General features: G+C 66.9%; 26 protein-coding genes. 18 read left to right on the top strand and 8 right to left on the bottom strand.

Going from position 1 to position 24340, the window contains the following annotated elements; translation table 11 throughout:
* Nucleotides 1–193: 193 nt before the first annotated feature.
* The 3 genes from ABE423_RS14940 to parE all read right to left on the bottom strand — a co-directional run bounded on the left by ABE423_RS14940 (nucleotide 194) and on the right by parE (nucleotide 4415).
* Nucleotides 194–1690, bottom strand: a complete 1497-nt coding sequence (locus ABE423_RS14940; RefSeq protein ID WP_329893765.1) for a S10 family peptidase — start codon at nucleotides 1688–1690, stop codon at nucleotides 194–196.
* 109 nt (nucleotides 1691–1799) lie between these two features.
* Entirely contained in the window at nucleotides 1800–2378 is a 579-nt protein-coding gene (locus ABE423_RS14935; protein ID WP_049421510.1) for a GNAT family protein, read from the bottom strand.
* Between the two features lie 147 nt (nucleotides 2379–2525).
* Nucleotides 2526–4415 carry a DNA topoisomerase IV subunit B gene (gene parE / locus ABE423_RS14930; protein ID WP_019338185.1) on the bottom strand — a complete coding sequence of 630 codons (1890 nt, stop codon included), beginning with the start codon at nucleotides 4413–4415 and terminating at the stop codon, nucleotides 2526–2528.
* A gap of 172 nt (nucleotides 4416–4587) precedes the next feature.
* Here parE and ABE423_RS14925 point away from each other — a divergent pair, with 172 nt between their 5' ends.
* From ABE423_RS14925 to truD, 10 genes are all read left to right on the top strand, one after another.
* Nucleotides 4588–4821: a hypothetical protein gene (locus tag ABE423_RS14925; protein ID WP_005416022.1), complete on the top strand. Its 234-nt coding sequence runs from the start codon at nucleotides 4588–4590 to the stop codon at nucleotides 4819–4821.
* A gap of 400 nt (nucleotides 4822–5221) precedes the next feature.
* Complete coding sequence (locus ABE423_RS14920; RefSeq protein ID WP_032130113.1) at nucleotides 5222–6886, top strand: CTP synthase; 1665 nt, start codon at nucleotides 5222–5224, stop codon at nucleotides 6884–6886.
* Nucleotides 6887–6975: 89 nt separating this feature from the next.
* Entirely contained in the window at nucleotides 6976–7806 is an 831-nt protein-coding gene (gene kdsA, locus ABE423_RS14915) for a 3-deoxy-8-phosphooctulonate synthase (RefSeq protein ID WP_014036736.1), read from the top strand.
* Complete coding sequence (locus tag ABE423_RS14910) at nucleotides 7803–8150, top strand: hypothetical protein (RefSeq protein ID WP_032130114.1); 348 nt, start codon at nucleotides 7803–7805, stop codon at nucleotides 8148–8150. The genes kdsA and ABE423_RS14910 overlap by 4 nt, the downstream gene beginning before the upstream one ends.
* On the top strand, nucleotides 8150–8479 hold the full coding sequence (locus ABE423_RS14905) for a hypothetical protein (protein ID WP_049400376.1): 330 nt from the start codon (nucleotides 8150–8152) through the stop codon (nucleotides 8477–8479). Before ABE423_RS14910 ends, ABE423_RS14905 begins: the two co-directional genes overlap by 1 nt.
* A 96-nt stretch (nucleotides 8480–8575) precedes the next feature.
* The gene (gene eno, locus ABE423_RS14900; protein ID WP_032130116.1) at nucleotides 8576–9868 is read left to right on the top strand and encodes a phosphopyruvate hydratase; all 1293 of its coding nucleotides are present in this window, start codon (nucleotides 8576–8578) and stop codon (nucleotides 9866–9868) included.
* Between the two features lie 4 nt (nucleotides 9869–9872).
* On the top strand, nucleotides 9873–10226 hold the full coding sequence (gene ftsB, locus ABE423_RS14895; RefSeq protein ID WP_032130117.1) for a cell division protein FtsB: 354 nt from the start codon (nucleotides 9873–9875) through the stop codon (nucleotides 10224–10226).
* Nucleotides 10223–10921 (top strand): 2-C-methyl-D-erythritol 4-phosphate cytidylyltransferase, encoded by a 699-nt coding sequence (ispD, locus tag ABE423_RS14890; RefSeq protein ID WP_049400377.1) that lies wholly within the window; start codon nucleotides 10223–10225, stop codon nucleotides 10919–10921. Before ftsB ends, ispD begins: the two co-directional genes overlap by 4 nt.
* Before the next feature lie 34 nt (nucleotides 10922–10955).
* A complete protein-coding gene (ispF, locus tag ABE423_RS14885; protein ID WP_005409005.1) occupies nucleotides 10956–11453 on the top strand; it encodes a 2-C-methyl-D-erythritol 2,4-cyclodiphosphate synthase in 498 nt (165 codons plus the stop codon).
* Nucleotides 11450–12481: a tRNA pseudouridine(13) synthase TruD gene (gene truD, locus ABE423_RS14880; protein WP_180837495.1), complete on the top strand. Its 1032-nt coding sequence runs from the start codon at nucleotides 11450–11452 to the stop codon at nucleotides 12479–12481. The genes ispF and truD overlap by 4 nt, the downstream gene beginning before the upstream one ends.
* Nucleotides 12482–12550: 69 nt before the next feature.
* Here the strand turns inward: truD and ABE423_RS14875 are convergent, their stop codons facing one another.
* Complete coding sequence (locus ABE423_RS14875) at nucleotides 12551–13090, bottom strand: Smr/MutS family protein (RefSeq protein ID WP_180837496.1); 540 nt, start codon at nucleotides 13088–13090, stop codon at nucleotides 12551–12553.
* 209 nt (nucleotides 13091–13299) lie between these two features.
* Here ABE423_RS14875 and surE point away from each other — a divergent pair, with 209 nt between their 5' ends.
* From surE to ABE423_RS14850, 5 genes are all read left to right on the top strand, one after another.
* Nucleotides 13300–14079, top strand: coding sequence for a 5'/3'-nucleotidase SurE (surE, locus tag ABE423_RS14870; protein WP_346486571.1), 780 nt, complete (start codon nucleotides 13300–13302; stop codon nucleotides 14077–14079).
* Nucleotides 14076–14753, top strand: coding sequence for a protein-L-isoaspartate(D-aspartate) O-methyltransferase (locus ABE423_RS14865; protein WP_010485977.1), 678 nt, complete (start codon nucleotides 14076–14078; stop codon nucleotides 14751–14753). Before surE ends, ABE423_RS14865 begins: the two co-directional genes overlap by 4 nt.
* An 18-nt stretch (nucleotides 14754–14771) precedes the next feature.
* Entirely contained in the window at nucleotides 14772–15386 is a 615-nt protein-coding gene (locus tag ABE423_RS14860) for a YqaA family protein (RefSeq protein WP_014036746.1), read from the top strand.
* The gene (locus ABE423_RS14855; RefSeq protein ID WP_346486568.1) at nucleotides 15383–16168 is read left to right on the top strand and encodes a peptidoglycan DD-metalloendopeptidase family protein; all 786 of its coding nucleotides are present in this window, start codon (nucleotides 15383–15385) and stop codon (nucleotides 16166–16168) included. Before ABE423_RS14860 ends, ABE423_RS14855 begins: the two co-directional genes overlap by 4 nt.
* A 174-nt stretch (nucleotides 16169–16342) precedes the next feature.
* Nucleotides 16343–16831, top strand: a complete 489-nt coding sequence (locus ABE423_RS14850) for a hypothetical protein (protein ID WP_032130123.1) — start codon at nucleotides 16343–16345, stop codon at nucleotides 16829–16831.
* Between the two features lie 27 nt (nucleotides 16832–16858).
* On the opposite strand, the gene ABE423_RS14845 is transcribed toward ABE423_RS14850, so the two are convergent.
* Together ABE423_RS14845 and yhbY are read right to left on the bottom strand one after the other, a co-directional pair.
* Nucleotides 16859–17233, bottom strand: a complete 375-nt coding sequence (locus ABE423_RS14845) for an Mth938-like domain-containing protein (protein WP_012510659.1) — start codon at nucleotides 17231–17233, stop codon at nucleotides 16859–16861.
* Nucleotides 17234–17246: 13 nt separating this feature from the next.
* The gene (gene yhbY, locus ABE423_RS14840) at nucleotides 17247–17552 is read right to left on the bottom strand and encodes a ribosome assembly RNA-binding protein YhbY (protein WP_004152868.1); all 306 of its coding nucleotides are present in this window, start codon (nucleotides 17550–17552) and stop codon (nucleotides 17247–17249) included.
* A 65-nt stretch (nucleotides 17553–17617) separates the two neighbouring features.
* Here yhbY and rlmE point away from each other — a divergent pair, with 65 nt between their 5' ends.
* The 3 genes from rlmE to ABE423_RS14825 all read left to right on the top strand — a co-directional run bounded on the left by rlmE (nucleotide 17618) and on the right by ABE423_RS14825 (nucleotide 20542).
* Entirely contained in the window at nucleotides 17618–18250 is a 633-nt protein-coding gene (rlmE, locus tag ABE423_RS14835; RefSeq protein WP_005409014.1) for a 23S rRNA (uridine(2552)-2'-O)-methyltransferase RlmE, read from the top strand.
* A 69-nt stretch (nucleotides 18251–18319) separates the two neighbouring features.
* A complete protein-coding gene (gene ftsH / locus ABE423_RS14830; protein WP_010485966.1) occupies nucleotides 18320–20254 on the top strand; it encodes an ATP-dependent zinc metalloprotease FtsH in 1935 nt (644 codons plus the stop codon).
* A gap of 102 nt (nucleotides 20255–20356) precedes the next feature.
* Complete coding sequence (locus tag ABE423_RS14825) at nucleotides 20357–20542, top strand: hypothetical protein (protein WP_121503759.1); 186 nt, start codon at nucleotides 20357–20359, stop codon at nucleotides 20540–20542.
* A gap of 417 nt (nucleotides 20543–20959) precedes the next feature.
* Here the strand turns inward: ABE423_RS14825 and ABE423_RS14820 are convergent, their stop codons facing one another.
* Together ABE423_RS14820 and ABE423_RS14815 are read right to left on the bottom strand one after the other, a co-directional pair.
* Nucleotides 20960–21673: a response regulator transcription factor gene (locus ABE423_RS14820; protein WP_346486564.1), complete on the bottom strand. Its 714-nt coding sequence runs from the start codon at nucleotides 21671–21673 to the stop codon at nucleotides 20960–20962.
* Nucleotides 21654–24314, bottom strand: coding sequence for a sensor histidine kinase KdpD (locus tag ABE423_RS14815; RefSeq protein WP_346486563.1), 2661 nt, complete (start codon nucleotides 24312–24314; stop codon nucleotides 21654–21656). Before ABE423_RS14815 ends, ABE423_RS14820 begins: the two co-directional genes overlap by 20 nt.
* Between the last annotated feature and the right edge of the window lie 26 nt (nucleotides 24315–24340).

The raw sequence follows: 24340 nt of genomic DNA, 5'->3' as shown, positions 1-24340 counted from the left end.
GGGGGGGGGGGGGGGGGGGGGGGGGGGGGTGTGCGGGTGTCTGTGTCCTCCCACGCGCGCTTGTGTGTCCCCTGCCCCCCCCCCCCCCCCCCCCCCCCCCCCCCCCGCCAACCCACGGAATGCCAGCTCTTGCTGTTGCAGTGGCAGTTGATCCCCAGCGGGTGCCGGGCCGCAGGCCCGGCCACCACCACCCTCAGTTACGCTGGAACAACGCCTGCACATCCCTGCGGAACGCCGCCTGGCTGTCCGCCCGGCTGTAGAACATGTGCCCGCCCGGATAGCTGCGCACCTGCACCCGGTCCGGATTGCTGCCCATCGCCGGCATCTGGTCCACCGTCAGGATCGACCCCATGAACGGGCACGACAGATCATTCCAGCCATGCACGATCAGCACCTGCAGATGCGGATCGATCGCCACCGCCTGCCGCAGCTGGGTCACCGCTCCCTGGCGCAGATCACCGTTGCGGTCCCACAACCGGTTCACCTCGTAGTTCAGCGCCTGGTAGCGGGAGTCCACCTTCCAGCCGACCACGCGCGTGACGAAGTCGACCATCGCCGTGGTGGTCGGCGCGATGATGCTGTCCAGCAGCGGATCGTTGGCGCGCTGTTCCGGATCATTCGGGAACGGATCGAACGCGGTCACGTTGGAGTCGTAGCGGCTGCCCAGCGTGCCCTTGTCGCGGAACACCTCACGCAGATAGGCCTGCGTCTCCAGTCGGCCACCGGCGCGGCGCACGAACTGCGGGTCCAGCCCGGTCAGCTCGGTCACCCGGCGCAGCATCGCCTCGGTCGCCTGCGGATCGCTGCGGCCCTTCATCAGCGCAGTGGCGTAGTCGCCCCGGGTGTATTCCACCACGTCGCGCATCGCCGCATCGGTCAGTTTGCCCTGGCGCTCCAGGTGCGCTGCAGCGATCGACGGCAGCGTCTGCATCCACGCCATCGGTGAGACATCGGCGTTGTCTTCCAGGGTCGGGCTCAGGTAGGGCGACACCAGCACCAGGCCGTTCATCGCCACGCCCAGGCGGGTCTGCAGGAAGTGGGTGATGCGCGGGCCGCGGTAGCCGCCGTAGCTCTCGCCGGTCAGGTACTTGCGTGCACCCATGCGCTGGTTGCGCAGCAGCCAGTCGTAGATCGAGCGCGACAGGTATTCGATGTCGGCGCTGGGGTTGTACAGCTGCTTCTTCGCCTCGTCATCGCCGATGCGTGCACGGCTGAAGCCAGTGCCGACCGGGTCGATGAACACCAGGTCGGTGAAGTCCAGCCAGGTGCCGGGGTTGTCGTGCAGGGTGGCCGGCGCCGATGCGCTGTCACCCTCCGAACCAAAGGTGACCACCTTGGGCCCGATCGCGCCCATGTTGAGATAGACCGACGATGCACCCGGGCCGCCGTTGAGCGCGAAGGTCACCGGCCGGTCCTTGCCCGGCATCGTATAGGCGGTGAACACCACATCGGCGATCACCTTGCCCTTGGCATCGCGCACCGGCAGGGTGCCGACGGTGGCGGTGTAGTCCAGGGTGCGGCCGGCCAGGCGCATGCTCTGGCGGGCCGACGCATCGGCGGGCAGCGCAGGCGCTTCGGTCTTGTCGTCTTTCGGGTCGGGCGTGGCCTCGGCGTCAGGCGCGGCCAGCACGCTGGCAGGGGCGATGAGCAGGCCGACGCAGAGCGCGGCAGTATGCAGCAGGGACTTCATGGCACCGGATTGGCAGCGGAAGGGGGTTCCGATGCTAGGCCGGTGGCGGGCAGGCCGTATGTGTCCAAAGGCATGGCCGCGCGTCGAGGCCGCCACTGGCCAGATTGGGTCAAGCGGGCAGGGGTGTGCGCACGTCGTCGTCAGCCAGCAGGCCGTATACCGCCGAATCGGACAGTTCGCCCTGGATGCGCCAGCGCTGCCGCAGCACGCCCTCCAGGTGGAAGCCCAGCCGTTCAAGCACGTGTGCCGAGGGCCGGTTGCGCGGGTCGACTTCGGCTTCCACGCGATGCAGGCGCAGAGTCTGGAACAGGTAGTCCAGCAGATGCTGCAGCGCTTCGTGCATGTAGCCCTGGCCTTGCCTGTCGGGGGCCAGAAGGTAGCCGATCTCGGCACGAGCGGCATCGCGATCCAGGGCGAACACCACGCAGATGCCCAGCAACGGGCCGTCCAGCGTTTCGCGCACGGCCAGCTTGAGCTGGGTGCCGGTGGCCTGGGCCGCCAGGTCATCGTCGATCTGCGCGCGCGCTTCGGCCGGTCGTGTCCACGCCGGGTGGTTCCAGAACCGCATCACGTCCGGATCGGACTGGATCGCGAACAGGGCGGCCGCATCGTCGCGGCGGATCGGGCTCAGGACCAGGCGCGCGCTGTGCAGCGGCAGGCCCGGGAACAGCAGCGAGTGGCTGGCCAATACGATGGTCCACACAGATGGACGCGCATTATGGCGCCGCCGGGTTTGCCGATGGGGGCGTAATGCCAAGGGCACATGAACCGGCATTACCGGGCGATGGGGCCAGAGCCGTTTCCCTGCAGGAAACGGATCCGGCCCCGCGTCGGGTCAGACTTCCAGCGAAGCCAGATCGCCCTTGCTCTCCAGCCAGCCCTTGCGGTCGGAGGCGCGCTTCTTGGCCAGCAGCATGTCCATCAGCGAACGGGTCTGCTCGCCGTCGTCCACGGTCAGCTGCACCAGGCGACGGGTGTCGGGGTGGATGGTGGATTCACGCAGCTGTGGCGGATTCATCTCGCCCAGGCCCTTGAAGCGGGTGACGTTGATCGCGCCCTTGATCTTCTCGCGTTCGATCTTGTCCAGCATCGAGCGCTTCTCTTCTTCGTCCAGGGCATAGAACACCTGCTTGCCCACATCGATGCGGAACAGCGGCGGCATCGCCACGAACACGTGGCCGGCATCGACCAGCGCCGGGAAGTGCTTGAGGAACAGCGCGGTGAGCAGGGTGGCAATGTGCAGGCCGTCCGAGTCCGCGTCGGCCAGGATGATGACCTTGCCGTAGCGCAGGCCAGCAATGTCGTCCTTGCCGGGGTCGCAGCCGATGGCCACGGCCAGGTTGTGCACTTCTTCCGACGCCAGCACGCTGTTGGAGGACACTTCCCAGGTGTTGAGGATCTTGCCGCGCAGCGGCAGGATCGCCTGGAAGTCCTTGTCACGCGCCTGCTTGGCGCTGCCGCCTGCCGAGTCACCCTCCACCAGGAACAGCTCGGTGCGCGACAGGTCCTGGCTGATGCAGTCGGCCAGCTTGCCGGGCAGGGCCGGGCCCTGGGTGACTTTCTTGCGGACGACCAGCTTTTCGGTCTTCAGGCGCGCGCTGGCGCGCTCGATGGCGATCTGCGCGATCTTCTCGCCCAGCTCCACGTTCTGGTTCAGCAGCAGGCTGAACGCATCGTGGGCGGCGCCTTCGATGAAGCCGGCGGCCTGGCGCGAGGACAGGCGTTCCTTGGTCTGGCCGCTGAACTGCGGGTCGGTCATCTTCAGCGACAGCACGAACGACACGCGGTCCCACACGTCTTCCGGGGCCAGCTTGACGCCACGCGGCAGCAGGTTGCGGAAGTCGCAGAACTCGCGCAGCGCCTCGGTCAGGCCTGTGCGCAGGCCGTTGACGTGGGTGCCGTGCTGGGCAGTGGGGATCAGGTTGACGTAGCTTTCCTGCACTAGCTCGCCTTCCGGCAGCCAGGCCACGGCCCAGTCCACGATCTCGGTGTCTTTCTTCAGGTTGCCGACGAACAGTTCGGCCGGCAGCATCTCGCGATCGCCCAGCTCCAGCTTCAGGTAATCGCGCAGGCCGTCTTCGTAGTACCAGGTGTCGACTTCACCGGTGGCCTCGTCGGTCAGCTTCACGGTCAGGCCGGGGCACAGCACGGCCTTGGCGCGCAACAGGTGCTTGAGCGCGCGCACCGCGAACTTGGGCGTGTCGAAATACTTCGGGTCCGGCCAGAAGCGCACGCGGGTGCCGGTGTTCTTCTTGCCGACGCTGCCGACCACTTCCAGCGGGGTGGCGCGGTCGCCGTTGCGGAAGGTGATGCGGTGTTCGGCGCCTTCGCGCTTGATGTGCACTTCCACCAGGGTCGACAGCGCATTGACCACGCTGACGCCGACGCCGTGCAGGCCGCCGGAGAAGGTGTAGTTGTTGTTGCTGAACTTGCCGCCGGCATGCAGGCGGGTGAGGATCAGCTCGACGCCCGGGATCTTCTCTTCCGGATGGATGTCCACCGGCATGCCGCGGCCGTCATCGCTGACCTCCACGCTGCCGTCCTTGTACAGGGTGATCTCGATCGAGCGGGCGTGGCCGGCAAGGGCCTCGTCCACCGAGTTGTCGATCACTTCCTGCGCCAGGTGGTTCGGGCGCGCGGTGTCGGTATACATGCCGGGACGGCGCTTGACCGGGTCAAGGCCGGACAGGACTTCAATATCGGCGGCGTTATAACGGGCGTTCATCTGTCTTCGAAAGCTTGGAGCGACGGGCAAGTGTGGGGTCTGGCACGGGATTTTGCACGCCTGCGGTTCAGTCTCGGCGACGCAGAGGGGGTAAAATGGCAGCTGCTGGAATCTGAACACCGGCGACCCCCGTTGGGTCGAAACATCCAAGCCATACCGCGAGGAGGACCTCATGAAGAAGTTGCTGACCATTGCGATCCTGGCCGCTGCCGCCGTTGCAGTGCCGCTGGTGGTGGCGCAGAACGCCGGCCAGCCGGCCCCGCAGCAGGGTGACCAGGCCGACAAGGCGCAGGCCGAGGCCGATGCCAAGGCCAAGCGTCGGGCCCAGGCCAATGCCGAAATGAAGGCGCAGGGCCAGCCGGCCCCGCAGCAGGAAGAGGAAGAGGAAGCGCGCAAGAAGCGCTGATCCCGCCCCATGCCAGGCGCCCTTGCGACAAGGGTTGCGCTCCGGAACGCCCCGCTTTGCGGGGCGTTTCTTTTTAGTGGCGTGCCATCTGCCTCTTGGGTTGGCGGCCATCAATCTGTAAACTATGGCTTTCCGGGAGTAAGTGCGTGTCCACCATTTGCGAATGGGCTGGAGCGGCCAAGCGTGGCTTCCAGCATGGCGGGTCGCAGGTGACGGTCGATTTGACCGGCACGGCCACCCCGACCTCGCACGGTGGTCCCCGTCCGGCGCCTGCCGCCGCACGGATCAGCACCTCCCTCGCTGTCCCAGCGAACCGGAAAACCCCCTCTGAGCACCATGCCCGCCCTCCGGGTGCGCGTGGTGCTGCCGTTTTCCATTTCCAGACAGGATGCTTGCAGCCATGACTCCCTTGATTTTCGTAACCGGCGGCGTGGTGTCCTCGCTCGGCAAAGGCATTGCCGCCGCGTCGCTGGCCGCCATTCTCGAAGCCCGTGGCCTGAAGGTCACGATGATGAAGCTCGACCCGTACATCAACGTCGACCCCGGCACCATGAGCCCGTTCCAGCACGGTGAGGTCTACGTCACCGACGACGGCGCCGAGACCGACCTCGACCTGGGCCACTACGAGCGCTTCGTGCGCACCCGCCTGAGCCGCAAGAACTCGGTCACCACCGGTCGTATCTACGAGAACGTGATCCGCAAGGAACGCCGCGGCGACTACCTGGGTGCGACCGTGCAGGTCATTCCGCACATCACCGACGAGATCCGCCGCTGCATCGACGAAGCCACCGAAGGCTACGACGTGGCGCTGGTGGAGATCGGCGGTACTGTCGGCGACATCGAGTCGCTGCCGTTCCTGGAGGCGATCCGCCAGGTGCGCACCGAGCGTGGCCCGGAGAAGGCACTGTTCATGCACCTCACCCTGGTGCCGTACATCGGCGCCGCCGGTGAGCTGAAGACCAAGCCGACCCAGCACTCGGTGAAGGAACTGCGCTCGATCGGCATCCAGCCGGACGTGCTGCTGTGCCGTTCGGAACAGGCCGTGCCGGATTCGGAGCGCCGCAAGATCGCCCAGTTCACCAACGTTTCCGAGCGCGCGGTGATCAGCGTGCCGGACGTGGACGTCCTGTACCGCATTCCGTCAGGCCTGCATGCGCAGGGCCTGGACGAGATCGTCGTCAACCAGCTGAAGCTGGCCGACAAGGTCGGTCCGGTCGATCTGTCGATGTGGGAAGACGCGGTCGATGCGACCCTGCATCCGCTGGACGAAGTGACCATCGCCGTGGTCGGCAAGTACGTCGATCACCAGGATGCCTACAAGTCGGTCGGCGAAGCGCTCAAGCACGGCGGCCTGCGCCAGCGCACCAAGGTCAACCTGAAGTGGCTGGAAGCACAGGACCTGGAAGGCACCGACATGGCCGCACTGGCCGATGTCGACGGCATCCTGGTGCCGGGCGGCTTCGGTGACCGTGGTTTCGAAGGCAAGGTGCTGACCTCGAAGTTCGCCCGCGAGCAGCACGTGCCGTACTTCGGCATCTGCTACGGCATGCAGGCGGCCGTCGTCGATTACGCCCGCAACGTGGTCGGCCTGGAAGGTGCCAACAGCACCGAGAACGACCGCCAGTCGCCGAACCCGGTGATCGGCCTGATCACCGAATGGCGTACGGCAACCGGCGACGTCGAAAAGCGTGATGACAAGAGCGACCTCGGTGGCACCATGCGCCTGGGCCTGCAGGAACAGCGCCTGAAGCCGGGCACGCTGGCCCGTGAGCTGTACGGCAAGGACGTGGTTGCCGAGCGCCACCGCCACCGCTACGAGTTCAACAACCGCTACCGCACCCAGCTGGAGGATGCGGGCCTGGTGATCGCCGGCAAGTCGATGGACGACACCCTGGTGGAAGTGGTGGAGCTGCCGCGCGATGCGCACCCGTGGTTCCTGGCCTGCCAGGCGCACCCGGAATTCCTGTCCACGCCGCGTGACGGCCACCCGCTGTTCATCGGTTTCATCCGTGCCGCACGCGAGCGCAAGGCCGGCGGCAAGCTGCTGCAGGAAGCCCGCGCCTGACTTGTGATGGGGGCCGCCGGCCCCCATCTTGCACGCTTCAACCCCCAGCGCACCGGCCCGGCCGGTGCCGCGGACAACAAGGAAACGCCATGAAACTGTGTGGATTCGAGGTCGGGCTGGACCAGCCCCTGTTCCTGATCGCCGGCCCCTGCGTGATCGAGTCGATGCAGCTGCAGCTCGATACCGCCGGCAAGTTGAAGGAAGTCACCGACAAGCTCGGCGTCAACTTCATCTTCAAGTCCAGCTTCGACAAGGCCAACCGCACTTCGGGCACCGCATTCCGCGGCCCGGGCATGGAAGAGGGCCTGAAGGTCCTGGCCGAGGTCAAGAAGCAGATCGGCGTGCCGGTGCTGACCGACGTCCACGAATACACCCCGATGGACGAAGTGGCCTCGGTGGTGGACGTGCTGCAGACCCCGGCGTTCCTGGTCCGCCAGACCGACTTCATCCGCAAGGTGTGCTCGGCCGGCAAGCCGGTCAACATCAAGAAGGGCCAGTTCCTGGCGCCGTGGGACATGAAGCCGGTCGTGGAAAAGGCCAAGGCCACCGGCAACGAGCAGATCATGGTCTGCGAGCGCGGTGCCAGCTTCGGCTACAACAACCTGGTCAGCGACATGCGTTCGCTGGCGGTGATGCGCGATACCGGTTGCCCGGTGGTGTTTGACGCCACCCATTCGGTGCAGCTGCCGGGTGGGCAGGGCACCAGTTCCGGTGGCCAGCGTGAGCACGTGCCGGTGCTGGCCCGTGCCGCCGTGGCGGTGGGCATCTCCGGCCTGTTCGCCGAGACCCATCCGGACCCGTCCAAGGCGCTGTCCGATGGCCCCAATGCATGGCCGCTGGACCAGATGGAAGCGCTGCTCGAGACCCTGATGGAACTCGATGCGGTGACCAAGAAGCACGGCTTTTCGCGCTTCGCGTGAGTCGTGACCCGTGGCTGGCGCTGGAAACCCAGCGTCACCGCCGGCACTGGAAACAGTGGCCCTGGGGCGTGATCGCACTGGGTCTGGCCGTGCTGTTCACCGTGGGCATGTTCGGGCTGGTACTGATCGGCGCTGCGTCGGTGCGGCCCCCCGGTGATGGCAGCAGTGCGCTCGATCTGCGGGCGTACTTCATTGCGCTGCTGGTGGCGGAGCTGCTCGGTGCGGTGGGATGCGTCGCTGCCGCTGTGCTGGCCTGGCGGCTGAATCGCGGCAAGGTCACGGCTGGCCTGGCGATCATCCTGCTCTCGCTGTGGCTGGGCGCCCTGTTCTACGGATTGCTCTGATGAATACGACCACATCGGCGCGTGGCTGGCCCTGGGGCCTGATCGCCCTGGGGCTGTCCGTGTTGACCTGGATCGCCCTGGTGGTGGGCGTGCTGGCCTTCACGTCCGGTTTCCGGCCGCCGGGGGATGGAAACAACGGCGTGCAGGCCACGCAGTGGTGGCTGCTGGGCGCGCTGGTCACGATGGTGCTGTCCTTCCTGGGCAGTCCGGTGGCGATGGTGCTGGCCTGGCGACGGCGGCGTGGCCCCATCCTGGCAGCGATTGCCGGTGCATTGCTGGTGATGCTGGTGTCGATGATCCTGATCGTGATCGGGTCCAGTTGGGGCTGAAGCCGCCCACGCCATTTGGCAAGTGGCGGGCAGCCGGGGATAATCACGCGGCATTCGTTTTGTCGCCCCCTCTCCATACAGGTAACCGGCCCGACCATGAGTACGATCCGCAGCATCCACGCCCGTGAAATCCTCGACAGCCGTGGCAACCCCACGCTGGAAGCCGAAGTCATCCTGGAGGACGGTTCGTTCGGTCGTGCCGCGGTTCCCTCCGGCGCCTCGACCGGCACCAAGGAAGCGGTCGAGCTGCGTGATGGCGACAAGACCCGTTACCTGGGCAAGGGTGTGCGCAAGGCTGTCGACAATGTCAACACCACCATCGCCAATGCGCTGAAGGGCTTCGAAGCCACCGACCAGGCCGGCCTCGACCGTCGCCTGATCGACCTCGACGGCACCGAGAACAAAGGCCGCCTCGGCGCCAACGCGCTGCTGGGTGTTTCGATGGCCGCCGCGCACGCCGCCGCTGCATCGAACAAGCAGGCGCTGTGGCAGTACCTTGCCGCCAAGACCGGCGTGACCCCGTCGCTGCCGGTGCCGATGATGAACATCATCAACGGCGGCGCGCACGCCGACAACAACGTCGACTTCCAGGAGTTCATGGTGCTGCCGGTCGGCTTCACCTCGTTCTCCGAAGCGCTGCGCGCGGGCACCGAAATCTTCCATTCGCTGAAGTCGGTGCTGAAGGGCCACGGCCTGAGCACGGCGGTCGGCGACGAAGGCGGCTTCGCACCGGACTTCCGCAGCAACGTCGAAGCACTCGACACCATCCTCGAAGCGATCGGCAAGGCTGGCTACACCGCCGGTGAAGACGTGCTGCTGGGCCTGGACGTCGCCTCCAGCGAATTCTTCGAAAACGGCAAGTACAACCTGGTCGGCGAGAACAAGCGCCTGACCTCCGAGCAGTTCGTCGACTTCCTCGCCGACTGGGCCGCGCAGTACCCGATCATCACGATTGAAGATGGCCTGGCCGAGAACGACTGGGCCGGCTGGAAGCTGCTGACCGACCGCATCGGCAAGAAGGTGCAGCTGGTTGGCGACGACCTGTTCGTGACCAACCCGAAGATCTTCCAGGAAGGCATCGACTCGGGCACCGCCAACGCGATCCTGATCAAGGTCAACCAGATCGGCACGCTCAGCGAAACCCTGGAAGCGATCGCGATGGCCGACCGCGCCGGCTATGCCGCCGTCGTCTCGCACCGTTCGGGCGAAACGGAAGACACCACCATTGCCGATATCTCGGTGGCCACCACCGCCACCCAGATCAAGACCGGCTCGCTGTGCCGCAGCGATCGCGTGGCCAAGTACAACCAGCTGCTGCGCATCGAGGAAGCCCTCGGCGCCGGCGCGCGTTACGCCGGTCGTGACGCGTTCGTTTCGCTGAAGCGCTGAGCCGATGCGCGACTGGCGCTGGATGCTGCTGGTGCTGGCCCTGCTGCTGGGCTGGCTGCAGTACCGCTTCTGGTTCGGTCCGGGCAACTCGGGTGAAGTGATGATGCTCGAAGCCCAGGTCGCCAACCAGGAGCGGGACAATGAGGGTCTGCAGCAGCGCAACGACGCGCTCGCTGCCGAAGTGAAGGACCTCAAGGAAGGCCAGTCCGCCATCGAGGAACGCGCGCGCAGCGAGCTGGGCATGATCAAGCCTGGCGAGAAGTTCTACCGTGTGGTCGAGGATGCGCCGGTCCACCCGGCGCAGCCTGCTGCCGGCGTCACTGCCCAGGCGGGCGAACACCCGGCAGACGTGCCATGAGCGCGGCGATCTGGGTCGTCGTTCCTGCGGCCGGCCGTGGCACCCGCTTCGGTGCACCGCTGCCCAAGCAGTACCTGCAGGCGGGCGGGCAGATCCTGCTCGCCCACACGCTGGACGCGCTGCTGGCGCACCCCGCCGTGGCCGGAGCGATGGTGGTGATCGGCCAGGACGATGCCGACTGGCCGGGCTGGAATGAGTGGTCGGGCAAGCCGGTGCTGACCTGCATCGGCGGCGCGACCCGTGCCGCCTCGGTGCTGGCCGGGTTGCAGGCGCTGCCGGACACCGTGCGTGCCGATGAATTCGTGCTGGTTCACGATGCTGCACGGCCGAACCTGTCGCTGGCCGATCTCGGTCGTCTGCTTGAAGTCGGTCGTGCCGACCCGGTCGGGGCGATCCTGGCTGCGCCGGTGCGCGACACCCTCAAGCGCGCTGGCGACGACGGCGGCATCGATGGCACCGAGCCACGCGAGCGCCTGTGGCGCGCACTGACGCCGCAGCTGTTCCGCCGCCACCAGCTCAGCCGCGCGCTGTCTGACGCTGCGGCCGCCGGTGTTGACGTCACCGACGAGGCCATGGCCATGGAGCGCCAGGGCCAGCGCCCGCTGCTGGTGGAAGGCAGCGAGGACAACTTCAAGGTCACCACCCCGGCCGATCTGGACCGGTTCGAATTCGTACTTTCCCGCCGCGCCGGCTGACCGTCCGCGCGGCCCTGTTGCAAGGGTTGCATCCATGAGCACCGCACCGTTCCCGCCCGTCCGCATCGGCCAGGGCTACGACGTCCATGCCTTCGGTGAAGGCGATCACATCATGCTCGGCGGCGTGAACGTGCCGCACAGCTGCGGCGTGCTCGCGCACAGCGATGGCGACGTGATCCTGCACGCCCTGTGCGATGCGATGCTCGGTGCGCTGGCGCTGGGCGATATCGGCCAGCATTTCCCGCCGAGTGACGACCGCTGGAAGGGCGCCGACAGCAGTGATTTCGTGCGCCATTGCGACAGCCTGCTGCGCGAGCGTGGCTGGCGCGTCGGCAACACCGACATCACCGTGATCTGCGAGCGTCCGAAGGTCGGCCCGCATGCGCTGGCGATGCGTGAGCGCATCGGTGGGTTGCTGCAGTTGCCGCTGGATGCAGTCAGCGTCAAGGCCACCACGTCTGAGAAGCTGGGCTTCACCGGCCGTGGCGAAGGCATCGCCGCACAGGCGGTGGTGCTGCTGGTGGCGGCATGATCCCGCTGCCGTTGGCGTTTGGTGCACCGTTGCTGACGGCGCGCATCCGCACCACGCCGGACGATTTCCAGGTTGACGAACTGCCGGCCTTCGAGGCGACCGGTGAAGGCGAACACCTGCTGCTGCACATCCGCAAGCGTGGTGCCAACACCGTGCATGTGGCCAAGGTGCTGGCCAAGTGGGCAGGCCTGCCGGAAATGGCGGTGAGCTACGCCGGCATGAAGGATCGCCATGCGGTCACCACCCAGCGTTTCAGCGTGCACCTGCCCAAGCGCGTCGCGCCGGACCTGGCCGAGCTGGCCAGCGACGAGATCGAAGTGCTCGAAGCCACCTGGCACAACCGCAAGCTGCAGCGTGGCGCACTGGCCGGCAACCGCTTCAAGCTGGTGCTGCGCGAGGTGCAGGGTGATGCTGCAGCGATCAGCGAGCGCCTGCAGCAGATTGCCGAGCGCGGCCTGCCGAACTGGTTCGGCGAGCAGCGCTTTGGCCGCGACGGCGGCAATGTGCCGGCGGCACTGGCGATGTTCGGTGGCCGCCGCATGCGCAAGGACCAGCGTTCGCTGCTGCTCTCTGCAGCCCGTTCGGCGCTGTTCAACCGCGTGCTGGCCGCGCGCGTGGAGCAGGGCAACTGGGATCAGCCGCTCGATGGCGAAGTGTGGATGCTCGATGGCAGCCGCAGCGTGTTCGGACCCGAGCCGTACACCGAGGTGCTGGCCGAGCGACTGGCGCGTTTCGACATCCATCCCAGCGCACCGCTGTGGGGCGAAGGCGAGCTGCGCAGCGCCGACGCGGCACGTGAGCTGGAGCTGGCCGCGCTGGACGACGACGAGTCGAAGGCGCTGCGGGCCGGCCTGGAAGACGCGCGCCTGAAGCAGGAGCGCCGCGCGCTGCGCCTGCGCCCTGCGCTGCTGCAGCACCAGTGGCTGGCCGACGACGTGCTGGAGCTGTCATTCGCGCTGCCGCCAGGCTGCTACGCCACCGCCGTGCTGCACGAACTCGGCCCGGTCGAAGACGCCTCGCAGGCCTGACAGAAAAAGGGGACGGAGGGAATTAAGTCGTTTGTGCCACAAACGACTTAATTCCCTCCGTCCCCTTTTTCATCTACGGGCCAGCAGCACCAGCATCGCGCCGGTGCCGCCTTGTCCGGTCGGCGCCGAATGGAACGCCAGTACGTCGTTGCGCAGCCGCAGCAGGCGATCGACCAGATTCTTCAGCACCGGTGCACCGCCATCGGACTGCAGGCCCTTGCCGTGGATGATGCGCACGCAGCCATAGTCGTGTGCATGCGCTTCCAGCAGGAACTGGCGCAGCAGCGCCTCCGCCTGCGACGCAGTGGCGCCGTGCAGGTCCAGCTCGTCCTGCACCGAGTACTGGCCACGCTTGAGGCGCTGGAACAAGCGTGGTGGCAGGTTGTCGCGGCGATAGCTGGCCACGTCGCCGGCTTCCAGCGGCGTGCTGTCGCGCAGCAGCCGGGCGAATTCGCCGGCGGCTTCGGCCTCGTCACGTTCGGCCATGCGCGCGCGCGGCTTCGGCCGGGGCGCGGCAGGCGCCGGCTCGGCATCCTTGCGCAGCGGCGTCACTTCGCCGATGGCCGCACGGAACAATGCGGCCGGATCTTCGTCTTCAGGGTGCGACATGCGCACAGGGTAAACCGCCGGCGCATCTCTGCCTATGACGGTTCGATGTCGGTCATGACCGCCGACAGGGTAGGACCGGCGGCTCGCATGCGGCACAATAGACGATGCCCTTGCAGGGTCGACGGCTTCCGCAGGGGAGTACGGCGGTCCCGCCCACACTGCACGGTGACGGAATCGAATTCTTGGAAAATCAAGCGGTTAAATCGAAGATGCGAATCCTGGTCAGTAACGACGATGGCGTCGACGCCGCAGGCATCCGGATGCTTGCTTCGGTGCTGCGCGAGGCCGGACACGAAGTCACGGTGGTCGCGCCCGACCGTGATCGCTCCGGCGCCAGCAATTCGCTGACCCTGGGCCTGCCGATCCGCCTCAAGCGCATCGACCATTACACCGTCTCGGTGGCCGGCACTCCGACCGACTGCGTGCACCTGGCGCTGACCGGGCTGCTCGAGTTCGAACCGGACATTGTCGTGTCCGGCATCAACAATGCCGCCAACCTCGGCGATGACGTGATCTACTCCGGCACCGTCTCGGCGGCGATGGAAGGTCGCTTCCTCGGGCTGCCGGCGGTGGCGGTCTCGCTGGTTACCCGCAACCACGATCCGAAACACTTCGAGACCGCCGCGCGCGCTGCCGTGGAGATCGTTGCCCGGCTCAAGGCCGATCCGTTGCCGGCTGACACCATCCTCAACGTCAACGTGCCTGATCTGCCGTGGAGCGAGGTCGAGGGCTTCGAGGTCACCCGCCTCGGCAACCGCCACCGCGCCGAAGGCTGCATCGCGCAGAAAGACCCGCGCGGCAACGAGGTGTACTGGATCGGCCCGGCCGGCCGTGAGCAGGACTCCGGCCCCGGTACCGACTTCCATGCGGTGCGCACCGGGCATATCTCGATCACCCCGATCCAGGTCGACCTGACCCGCTACCAGGCACTGGAGAAAGTGGCCAGCTGGGTCGGCGGCCTCAGTGCCGCGCTGGACCGGCCGGCATGAGTCCACGCCTGCGCCTGCAACCGGAAGCCGTCGGTATCGGCATGACCTCGCAGCGTGTGCGTGACCGCCTGGTCGACCGCCTGCGCGAAGCCGGCATCGTTGACGAGCCGACCTTGAATGCGATCCGGGTGGTGCCGCGCCATCTGTTCATCGACGAGGCACTGGCCTCGCGCGCGTATGAAGACACTGCGCTGCCGATCGGCCACGGCCAGACCATCTCGCAGCCCTGGGTGGTCGCGCGGATGACCGAGGCGGTCCTCCAGGTTGCACCGAAACGGGTGCTGGAAGTCGGCACCGGTTCCGGTTACCAAGCCGCAATCCTCGGTGCGCTGGGCCTGGAGGTCTACACCGTGGAGCGCATCGGTGATCTGCTGCGGCAGGCCCGCAAGCGCTTCCGTGCGCTGGGCATGAACATCCGCACCAAGCATGACGACGGTCGCGTCGGCTGGGCCGAGCACGGTCCGTTCGATGCCATCGTGGTTACTGCGGCGGCGCCGGCACTGGTCGACGCCCTGATCGAGCAACTGGCCGAGGGCGGCCGCCTGGTGGCGCCGGTCGGTGGCCCCGGGGCGCAGTCGCTGGTACAGCTGGACCGCAAGGCCGACGGCAGCATCGAACAACACGTGCTGGCGCCGGTCACGTTCGTGCCGCTGCTGTCTGGCATGCTCGACTAATCCACGGAGCAGGGTTGCATGAAGATTTTCGGGCCGCTGTACGAGCGGGCGATGAAGTGGGCGGCGCACGAACGCGCGCCGACCTACCTGACGGTGTTGAGCTTCTTCGAGGCGATCATCTTCCCGGTGATGCCGGAGGTGATGCTGGCGCCGATGTGCGTGGCCCAGCCCAAGCGCGGTTGGTGGTTCGCCACCCTGAGCCTGGCCGGCTCGATGGTCGGCGCACTGGTTGGCTACGCGCTGGGTCATTACGCCTTCGAGGCGATCAAGCCGCTGTTCGAGGCGCTGGGCATGCTGCCGGCCATCGAGCAGGGCATCACCACCGTGCAGGCGAAGATGGCCGAGTCGCCGTGGGCAGTGTTCACCTTCCTGGTGCTGGGCGGATTCATGCCCATCCCGATGAAGGTCTTCACGTGGGCATCGGGTATCGTCGGTGTACCGATGCCGCAGTACCTGTTGAGCATGCTGATCGGTCGTGGCAAGCGCGTGTTCGTGCTGGCTGCGGTCATCCGTATCGGTGGTGCGCGTGCTGAAGCGGCACTGCGTCGCTGGATTGAACCGCTGGGCTGGATCGCCACCGCGCTGGTGGTGGTGCTGATCGCCTGGCTTGTATGGAGGTCGAAGTTCGCATGAGTCCTGATCGTCTGAGCAAGGGAGTGCGCATCGGCGCGCTGGCGTTGCTGGTTTCCACCCTGGCCGCCTGCGGCACCGCCACCGTGGTTCGTCCTGGTGGTGGCAGCACCGGTGGCGGTGTGACCACGCCGAAGACCTCGGTACCCAAGCCGGGGCAGACCGTGGTGGTGCGCAAGGGCGACACCATCTATGCGCTGGCCCGCATCCATGACATCACCCCGGCCGACCTGATTGCCTGGAACAGCCTGGACAACCCCTCGACGATCTATCCGGGGCAGGTGATCCGGCTGTATCCGGCCGGTGCCAGCGGCGGCCGCGCGCCCACCACGGTGGTCACCCCGCCGCGTTCCGGTGGCAACAGTGGCGGCAGCACCACGCCGGTCCCGGCGCCGGTCGGTCCGGTGAAAAGCAACATCGCCTGGCGCTGGCCGGCTGATGGCGCCATCGTTGGCCGTTACGTGGCTGGTGATGCGACCAAGCAGGGCCTCGACATCGCCGGCACCAGCGGCCAGGCGGTCAAGGCCACCGCCAATGGCGTGGTGGTGTATTCCGGCGCCGGCCTGGTCGGCTACGGCGAGCTGATCATCATCAAGCACAGCGACCAGTGGCTGTCGGCCTATGGCCACAACCGCAAGCGCCTGGTGAATGAAGGCCAGAGCGTGAAGGCCGGTGAGCAGATCGCCGAAATGGGCCGTACCGGTGCGAACCGCGACATGGTCCACTTCGAGATTCGCTACAACGGCAAGCCGGTCGACCCGCAGCAGTACCTGCCGGCACGCTGATCGTCAGATGCGATAGCGCCGGGCCATGCCCGGCGTTCCTGGCCTGTAGAGTCGAGCCATGCTCGACCCGGGTACCGCAGAGTGGTCATTTGCGATCTTGTGTGTCGCAGGATCACCTTCACGGCGGACGGGATACCCGGCATTCTTGAGCGGTCCCAGTCAATCCGGTACCCCATGCTCCGTCCTGCTTCCACTCTCGCGTTGCTCATCGTCGCGCCGCTGGCCTCCGCAGCCAGCGATCCGCGCGACGTGGTCACCCGTCTTTACGCGGCCGTCCAGGCGCCGGCTTCGGACGAAGCGACCATTCCGCCGTTGCTGGGCGATGCGCTGCGCTCAGCCATCGATGCGCAGCGCGCTTACGAGCGGGCCTGTGCGGTGCTGGCCGCGCATGACGAGAAGCCGCACATGCTGGACCAGAGCCCGTATCTCATGGCGCCGGATCGGCCGGAAACGGTAAAGGTGGGGCTGCCCGCGACGAGCGGCGATGGCAGTTGGGTACCCGTCGAAATGGCGATAGGCGACTATCGCTGGACCGACCGTGTCCTGCTGCAAAGGCAGGGTCAGGACTGGAAGGTCATGGACATCCGCTGGGGCCAGAGCGGCAACCTGATCGGGCGGCTGAAGCAGTTCTCGGCCTTCCGCTGCACCGCTTCTGGCGGCTAGCGCCGGGGCGCGCCCGACGCCTCGACCTCAGCCTTCCAGAATGAAAGCGGCCGCGACCTTGCGGCCTTCGCCCGCCAGGATGTTGAAGGTGCGCGCGGCGGCCGGATTGTTCATCACTTCCAGGCCGATGCCGCGTGACAGGCAGGCAGCCATCACCACTGCCGGCGGGAATACCTGGCGGTCACCCGTGCCGAGCACGATCAGCGCCGGGTTCAGCGCCAGGATCGGCTCCAGGTCAGCCAGCTGCAGCGCGGTGGCGCTCACTACCGGCCATTGCGTGACCAGCTGGTCCGGGGTCAGGAAGAAACTGCTGCCCAGCACCTGGTCATTCACCTTGGCCGAGCGGCCATCGGCGGCGCGCAGGCTGTAGGCGTAATCGGGCGGTTCGTGGTTCAGCTGCATGGCAGTAAGGCGATCAGCCGCGCGGCAGCACGATCTGGCGCTGTTCCTTGCTCGGGCGGTACAGCACGGCGACGTGGCCGATGCGCTGTACCAACGCGCTCTCGGTGGCTTCGACGATCTCGCCGATCATCACGTCACGGGCGTCGCGGTCTTCGGCAGCGACCTTCACCTTGACCAGCTCGTGGCGCTCCAGCACTTCGTTCAGCTCAGCGATGAAGGCCGGGGTCACGCCCTTGCCGCCGGTCTGCAGCAGGGCCTTCAGGTCGTGGGCTTGGCCGCGCAGGAAACGGGTCTGGGAAGCGGTCAGGGCGATGGACATGCAGGAAAACACGGTTGAATGGGGCGATCAGGGTATCATGAGGACCCCATCAGCCCCTATTTTCAATGGCTACCCGCAGCAAAAGCAGCCAGCGCTGGCTCAAGGAACACTTCTCCGACCCCTTCGTGAAGAAGGCCCAGGCCGAAGGCATGCGCTCGCGCGCGGCCTACAAGCTCGAAGAGCTGCTGGAACGTGACCGGTTGCTGAAGCCGCACATGGTGGTGGTCGACCTTGGCGCGGCCCCGGGCGGCTGGTCTCAGCAGGTTAGGAGACAGATCGGCGATACCGGCCGCGTGCTGGCACTGGATATCCTGGACATGCCGCCGCTGGCCGGCGTGGAGTTCCTTCATGGTGACTTCAGGGAAGAAGCCGTTCTATCGCAGTTTGAAGCCATGCTCGGGGATCAGCCGGTAGACCTTGTGCTGTCGGACATGGCCCCCAATAAGAGTGGTGTAGGCGCGGTCGACCAGCCGCGGATGATGCACCTGGCGGAGCTGGCTCTGGATTTTGCCGACAACCACCTGAAGACCGGTGGCGCATTCCTGATCAAGCTGTTCCAGGGCGAGGGCTTTGACGACTACGTGCGCGACATGCGCCGCCGGTACGACAAGGTCTCCATCCGCAAGCCGGAAGCCTCGCGCAAGCGCTCTCCCGAGGTGTATGCCTTGGGTCAGGGAAAACGCGCCCACATGAAGTAAGCTCGCAACGTACGCAAGTTCGACCCCAACGCAACGCCAGCACTGAGAGGAACACCGGAGCCAATGAGGATGAACGACTTGACCAAGAACCTCCTGCTATGGGTGGTCGTCGCCGTCGTGCTGATGGTGGTCTTCCAGAGCTTCTCGCCGAAGTCCTCCGGGGCCGGCGCGCAGGGCGCGTCGTACTCGCAGTTCCTGGACCAGGTGGACAGCGGCAACGTGCAGAAGGTCGCCTTTGGCGGCGACATGCGCGGCGGCACCAGCCAGCTGACCTACACCACCCGCGGTGGGCAGTCGTCCACCATCACCGCACCGTTCGATCGTGACCTGATCAACGTGCTGCGTACCAAGAACGTGGAGATCGTGCAGGAGGAGCCGTCCAGCGGCATTTCCCTCGGCGCGATCCTGATGAATTTCCTGCCGGTCATCCTGATCATCGGCTTCTGGTTGTTCATCATGCGCCAGATGCAGGGCGGTGGCGGCGGTGCCAAGGGCGCGATGTCCTTCGGCAAGTCGCGCGCCAAGCTGCAGGGCGAAGACCAGATCAAGGTCACCTTCGCCGACGTCGCTGGCTGCGACGAGGCCAAGGAAGAAGTGGGCGAGCTGGTCGACTTCCTGCGCGACCCGTCCAAGTTCACCAAGCTGGGCGGCAAGATTCCGCGCGGCGTGCTGATGGTCGGCCCGCCGGGTACCGGCAAGACGCTGCTGGCCAAGGCCATCGCCGGCGAAGCCAAGGTGCCGTTCTTCTCGATCTCCGGTTCGGACTTCGTGGAAATGTTCGTCGGCGTCGGCGCCAGCCGCGTGCGCGACATGTTCGAGCAGGCCAAGAAGCACGCCCCCTGCATCATCTTCATCGACGAAATCGACGCCGTCGGTCGTCACCGTGGCGCCGGCCTGGGCGGCGGTCATGACGAGCGCGAGCAGACCCTGAACCAGCTGCTGGTCGAAATGGACGGTTTTGAAGGTGGCGAAGGCGTGATCGTGATCGCCGCGACCAACCGTCCGGACGTGCTGGATCCGGCGCTGCTGCGCCCGGGCCGTTTCGATCGCCAGGTCGTGGTCGGCCTGCCGGACGTGAAGGGTCGCGAGCACATCCTGAAGGTGCACATGCGTAAGCTGCCGCTGGCCGACGACGTCGAGCCGATGGTGATCGCGCGTGGTACCCCGGGCTTCTCCGGCGCCGACCTGGCCAACCTCTGCAACGAGGCTGCCCTGTTCGCCGCGCGTGGCAACGAGAAGGAGGTCCGCATGGACCACTTCGACCGTGCCCGCGACAAGATCCTGATGGGTGCCGAGCGCCGCTCGATGGCCATGAGCGAGGAGGAGAAGACCCTCACCGCCTACCACGAAGCCGGCCACGCCATCGTCGGCCGCCTGGTGCCCGAGCATGACCCGGTCTACAAGGTCACCATCATTCCGCGCGGCCGTGCGCTGGGTGTGACCATGTACCTGCCGGAAGGCGACAAGTACTCGATGAACCGCGTGGCGATCAAGTCGCAGCTGTGCTCGCTGTACGGTGGCCGCGTGGCCGAGGAGCTGATCTTCGGTGCCGACAAGGTCACCACCGGCGCCTCCAACGACATCGAGCGCGCCACCAAGATGGCCCGCAACATGGTCACCAAGTGGGGCCTGTCCGACCAGCTCGGCCCGATCGCCTATGGCGAAGAGGACGACGAGGTGTTCCTGGGCCGTTCGGTCACCCAGCACAAGAGCGTGTCCAACGACACCGCGCGCCGCATCGACGAGGAAGTGCGCAACATCCTCGACGAGGCTTACGCACGCACCACCGAGCTGATGACGGCCAACCTGGACAAGCTGCACGCGATGTCCCAGCTGTTGCTGCAGTACGAGACCATCGACGCGCCGCAGATCGACGCCATCATGGAAGGCCGTGATCCGCCGCCGCCGGCCGGTTGGAACAAGTCGAACAAGGATGGTGGCAACGACAAGGGCGGCGACGCCCGTCCGCTGCCGCCGATCGCAGGCCCGGCCGAATCGCACTGACGGCCCGCTGCACGTGACACCAGACGAGGCCGGGGCAACCCGGCTTCGTCGTTTCCGGGCCACTGGCCCATCCCGAAGAACTGATCTGACGCTGGAGCCCGCATGTCCGCCCCGAAGCCCGAACCGATTTCCCACACCGCCGAAATGGTCATCGCCACCGTGGTCGGCGTGGGTGTGGGCCTGGGGGCCGACAATCTGCTGCTGGGCTGCGTGGTGGGTATCGGTGTCGGCATCGTGCTGAGCATCGTCAGGACCCTGTACGTGGACCGAAAGCGCCGCCGCCGTTAAGGGTGTTGGCAGGGCTGCGCCCTGCACCCGCGGTAGTGCCGGTCGCTGGCCGGCAACCTCAGCAGCAACAGCAACAGCGGGCTTTCCGTAGGATGGCGGGGCGGTGTCGGAGTGCGGGGACGCTGCAAGTACGTCCCTGTAAGCTTGGCAGCCGCTTGCTCGCGTGCGCATTCCTGCGCACACGGCAAGACCGGGGTTGGGCGTCCTGCCCAACCCGCCCGAGGCATGCCTCGGGCCCATGCGGCTGACACCCCGCACTCCGACACCGCCCCACCCCTGACAATTTCCGCGATCTGTCGGAATGGCATGGACCGCTGTTGGTAGGTGTCGACCTTGGTCGACACAGTAGATCCACGCCATGCGTGGATGCTCTTCCGGATTCGCTTTGGTGGGTGCCGACCGTTGGTCGGCACACCCTCACCCTTTGAACCGCAGCCCGACGCCCGGTTCGGTGAACAGGTAGCGCGAATCCAGCGCTGAATCGCCCAGCTTGTGCCGCAGCTTGCCGACCAGGATGCGCAGGTAATGGGTGTCGTGCTGGTGGGTCGGGCCCCAGATCTCCTGCAGGATCTGTGGCTGGGTCACCACCCGCCCGGCGTTGCGCAGCAGCAGCGACAGCAGCGCGTACTCCTTGCGGGTCAACGCTACCGGCTCGCCATCCAGCGCCACTTCACGGCGGACCAGGTCCACATGCAGGTGGCCATCGTCGAATACCGGTGGCGTGCCATCACTGGGTACGCTGCGCGTGCGCAGCAGCGCCCGCACCCGCGCCATCAGCTCCTGCGTGCCGAACGGCTTGGTCACGTAGTCATTCGCGCCGGTATCCAGCGCACGCACCTTCTCCGCCTCGCCGGCACGCACGGTCAGCATGATCACCGGCACCTGGCTCCACTGCCGCAGCTGTTCCAGCACCTCGTGGCCTTCCATATCCGGCAGGCCGATATCCAGGATCACCAGGTCCGTGTCTTCGCTGGCGGCCAGTTGCAGGCCTTCCTGGCCGGTCGCCGCCTGCCGTACCTGGTAGCCCTGCGCGCGCAGGCTGATGTCCAGGAACCGGCGGATCTGGGTTTCATCATCGATCACCAGCACGCGCGCGGCCGGTACGCTGGCATCAATCGGGGTCGGGCTCATCGTGGGAGGCTGGCTTGAGCAGGGGCAGGGTGATGCGGATCAGGGTACCGCGACCGTCGCGTCCGGGCAGCGCCTGCACGCTGCCGCCATGTGCGCCGATCATGCCCTGGCAGATGGTCAGGCCCAGGCCGGTGCCATGGCGGCCACGGTCGCCACGTTCAACGCTGTAGAACATGTCGAAGATGCGCGCACGCTCGTCGTCGGGAATGCCGGGGCCGGCATCGATCACGTCGATGCGCAGCTGGCCGTCCAGTTCACGCGCCTGCACCTGCACGGCAGCATCCTGCGGTGAGAACTTGGCCGCGTTTTCCATCACGTTGAACACCGCCTGTTCGACCAGCGCCGGGTGTACCCAGATCGGCGCCAGCGTGGCCGGAATGTCCAGCTCCAGCCGCACCTTCGGCTGGTAGCGCTGCAGGCGCCGTGCGGCCGAGCCGATCAGTTCGTCCACGCCGATCCAGTCGCGGTTGATCTTCAATCCCTCGTGGCCGAGGCGGGTCATGTCCAGCAGGTTCTGGATGTAGCGGTCCAGCCGTTCGCCCTCGACCAGGATGGTGTCGAGCAGGGCACGGCGATCGGCCGTATCCATTGCCGCACCATAGCTGGCCAGGCTGTCGGCCGAGCCGATCATCGCCGCCAGTGGCGAGCGCAGGTCGTGCGACACCGAAGAGAGCAGCGCCGAGCGCAGTCGCTCGGTCTCGTTGCTGACGTGCGCCTGCTCCAGTTCCGCCACCAGCCGGGTGCGCAGCGCGGCCTGCGCGATGTCATCGACCATCGCTTCGGCCAGTTGCCGTTGTTCGGGCAGCAGGCGCGCCTGTGCACCGGGCAGATACAGGCCGGCCACGCCGATCGCGCGGTCCTCGCCATCCAGCAACGGCAGGAACCACCACTGCGCGCCGGCCAGGGTATCGGTGAAGCGGCCACTGGGCTGGCCATGGCGCAGCGCCCAGTCGGCGGCGGCCAGGTCGGTGTCGCCGGGCTGGCTGCGGCCACCGGTTGCGGTATCGGCGCCGATCCGCAGCCACGCCGGCACGTCCATGGCCTGTTCCAGTGCATGCCGACCCGCCTGCGCCACCTCGCCGTTGCCGGCGGCACTGGCCAGTTGGCGGCCCAGCTGCTGGCGCGCACGCGCATGGCGGTTGGCCGCACGCAGCGCGATCACCTGCATGCGCAGGCGCGAGGCCAGGCGTCCGGCCACCAGTGCGGCGGCCAGGAACAGGAAGACGGTGATCACGCCCTGGCGTGCGCCAATGGCGAAGGTGAAGCGCGGTGCGATGAACAGGAAGTTGTAGGCGAGGAAACACAGGATCGCCGCCATCACCGCCACGCTGGCGCGCGTGCGCGCGGCCACCACTACCACCGCCACGATGAACACCATCGACAGGTCGGCCATGCCCACCCAGCGTTCGGCCAGCCATGCCACCGCACAGGCCAACGCGGTGGCGATCAGTGCCTGCGCCGGTTCGTAGCTGATGCCGCGCACCGGCGGCAGCAGGCCCTCGCGGCGCGAGCGCGCACGTGCCTGCGGGGTGCTGATGATGGTGATCTCGTAATGTGCGCCGCGCTGGATCAGCTGCTGGGTCAGGGTGCGGTTGAACATCCGCGCCAGCGGACGTTCTCGGGTCCGGCCGAGCACCAGGGTCGACACGCCGTTGTGCGCGGCATGGTCGAGCAGGGCATCGGCGATGCTCGATCCGTGCAGTAGTTCGGCGTCGCCGCCCAGCCGCCGTGCCAGTGCGAAGGCCGCATCGATTTCGCGTCGGGTCGCGTCATCCTGGCGCCGGCCCTGCACGGTCACCACCGTCCACGGCGCGTCGCGGCGTTCGGCGATGCGACGCGCCACCCGCACCAGGTATTCGCTCTGACCGCCGCCATCAATGGCCACCAGCACGCCGCGACGCAGCGGCAGGTTGCTCTCGCCGCGTGCGGCGCGTGCTTCACGCAGGCTGCTGTCGACGCGGTCGGCGGCTTCCTGCATCGCCAGTTCACGCAGCGCGGTCAGGTTGGCCGGCGAGAAGAATGCCTGCAGCGCCTGCGCGGCCTGTTCGGGCACATACACCTTGCCCTGCTGCAGGCGTGCGATCAGTTCGCGTGGCGGCAGGTCGACCAGCACGATGTCATGCAGGCGGTCGAGCACGCCGTCCGGCACGGTCTCGCTCACGCGCACGCCGGTGATGCGCATCACCACATCGTTGAGGCTTTCCAGATGCTGGATGTTCACCGTGGTCCAGACGTCGATGCCGGCATCCAGCAGCTCCATCACGTCCTGCCAGCGCCGCTCATGACGGCTGCCCGGCGCATTGCGATGGGCCAGTTCGTCCACCAGCACCAGCGCCGGATGCCGTGTGAGCACGGCATCCAGATCCATCTCCTGCAGGATGTGGCCGTGATAGGCCACTGCCTTCAGCGGCAGCTGTGGCAGGCCCTCCAGCAGCGCCTGGGTATCGGCGCGGCCGTGGGTTTCCACCAGGCCCACCACCAGGTCGACACCGCGGCGCAGCTGTTCCTGTGCGCGGGTCAGCATGGTGTAGGTCTTGCCCACGCCCGGCGCCGCACCGAGGAACACGGTCAGCTTGCCGCCGGCTTCGCGTTGCAGGCCTTCGACCAGGGCATCGGCCTGGCGGGTACGCGCATCAGTCATGGGGGCCATTGTGCGCGCAGCCGGTG

It is taken from the genome of Stenotrophomonas sp. TWI1409, from assembly GCF_039673015.1.
Lineage (GTDB): Bacteria > Pseudomonadota > Gammaproteobacteria > Xanthomonadales > Xanthomonadaceae > Stenotrophomonas > Stenotrophomonas maltophilia_A.
The sequence above is the reverse complement of the archived record's forward strand: the minus strand, read 5'-3'. Positions and strand labels throughout refer to the sequence as shown.

What these genes read in the sequence shown, in the direction of transcription:
- ABE423_RS14815 (WP_346486563.1), bottom strand. Translation starts at nt 24,314, where the DNA reads ATGACTGATGCGCGTACCCGCCAGGCCGATGCCCTGGTCGAAGGCCTG.
- ABE423_RS14875 (WP_180837496.1), bottom strand. Translation starts at nt 13,090, where the DNA reads ATGTCGCACCCTGAAGACGAAGATCCGGCCGCATTGTTCCGTGCGGCC.
- ABE423_RS14820 (WP_346486564.1), bottom strand. Translation starts at nt 21,673, where the DNA reads ATGAGCCCGACCCCGATTGATGCCAGCGTACCGGCCGCGCGCGTGCTG.
- ftsH (WP_010485966.1), top strand. Translation starts at nt 18,320, where the DNA reads ATGAACGACTTGACCAAGAACCTCCTGCTATGGGTGGTCGTCGCCGTC.
- eno (WP_032130116.1), top strand. Translation starts at nt 8,576, where the DNA reads ATGAGTACGATCCGCAGCATCCACGCCCGTGAAATCCTCGACAGCCGT.
- ispD (WP_049400377.1), top strand. Translation starts at nt 10,223, where the DNA reads ATGAGCGCGGCGATCTGGGTCGTCGTTCCTGCGGCCGGCCGTGGCACC.
- truD (WP_180837495.1), top strand. Translation starts at nt 11,450, where the DNA reads ATGATCCCGCTGCCGTTGGCGTTTGGTGCACCGTTGCTGACGGCGCGC.
- ispF (WP_005409005.1), top strand. Translation starts at nt 10,956, where the DNA reads ATGAGCACCGCACCGTTCCCGCCCGTCCGCATCGGCCAGGGCTACGAC.
- ABE423_RS14860 (WP_014036746.1), top strand. Translation starts at nt 14,772, where the DNA reads ATGAAGATTTTCGGGCCGCTGTACGAGCGGGCGATGAAGTGGGCGGCG.
- kdsA (WP_014036736.1), top strand. Translation starts at nt 6,976, where the DNA reads ATGAAACTGTGTGGATTCGAGGTCGGGCTGGACCAGCCCCTGTTCCTG.
- ABE423_RS14845 (WP_012510659.1), bottom strand. Translation starts at nt 17,233, where the DNA reads ATGCAGCTGAACCACGAACCGCCCGATTACGCCTACAGCCTGCGCGCC.
- ABE423_RS14825 (WP_121503759.1), top strand. Translation starts at nt 20,357, where the DNA reads ATGTCCGCCCCGAAGCCCGAACCGATTTCCCACACCGCCGAAATGGTC.
- ABE423_RS14925 (WP_005416022.1), top strand. Translation starts at nt 4,588, where the DNA reads ATGAAGAAGTTGCTGACCATTGCGATCCTGGCCGCTGCCGCCGTTGCA.
- ABE423_RS14850 (WP_032130123.1), top strand. Translation starts at nt 16,343, where the DNA reads ATGCTCCGTCCTGCTTCCACTCTCGCGTTGCTCATCGTCGCGCCGCTG.
- ABE423_RS14940 (WP_329893765.1), bottom strand. Translation starts at nt 1,690, where the DNA reads ATGAAGTCCCTGCTGCATACTGCCGCGCTCTGCGTCGGCCTGCTCATC.
- ABE423_RS14905 (WP_049400376.1), top strand. Translation starts at nt 8,150, where the DNA reads ATGAATACGACCACATCGGCGCGTGGCTGGCCCTGGGGCCTGATCGCC.
- ftsB (WP_032130117.1), top strand. Translation starts at nt 9,873, where the DNA reads ATGCGCGACTGGCGCTGGATGCTGCTGGTGCTGGCCCTGCTGCTGGGC.
- ABE423_RS14855 (WP_346486568.1), top strand. Translation starts at nt 15,383, where the DNA reads ATGAGTCCTGATCGTCTGAGCAAGGGAGTGCGCATCGGCGCGCTGGCG.
- parE (WP_019338185.1), bottom strand. Translation starts at nt 4,415, where the DNA reads ATGAACGCCCGTTATAACGCCGCCGATATTGAAGTCCTGTCCGGCCTT.
- ABE423_RS14865 (WP_010485977.1), top strand. Translation starts at nt 14,076, where the DNA reads ATGAGTCCACGCCTGCGCCTGCAACCGGAAGCCGTCGGTATCGGCATG.
- ABE423_RS14920 (WP_032130113.1), top strand. Translation starts at nt 5,222, where the DNA reads ATGACTCCCTTGATTTTCGTAACCGGCGGCGTGGTGTCCTCGCTCGGC.
- yhbY (WP_004152868.1), bottom strand. Translation starts at nt 17,552, where the DNA reads ATGTCCATCGCCCTGACCGCTTCCCAGACCCGTTTCCTGCGCGGCCAA.
- rlmE (WP_005409014.1), top strand. Translation starts at nt 17,618, where the DNA reads ATGGCTACCCGCAGCAAAAGCAGCCAGCGCTGGCTCAAGGAACACTTC.
- surE (WP_346486571.1), top strand. Translation starts at nt 13,300, where the DNA reads ATGCGAATCCTGGTCAGTAACGACGATGGCGTCGACGCCGCAGGCATC.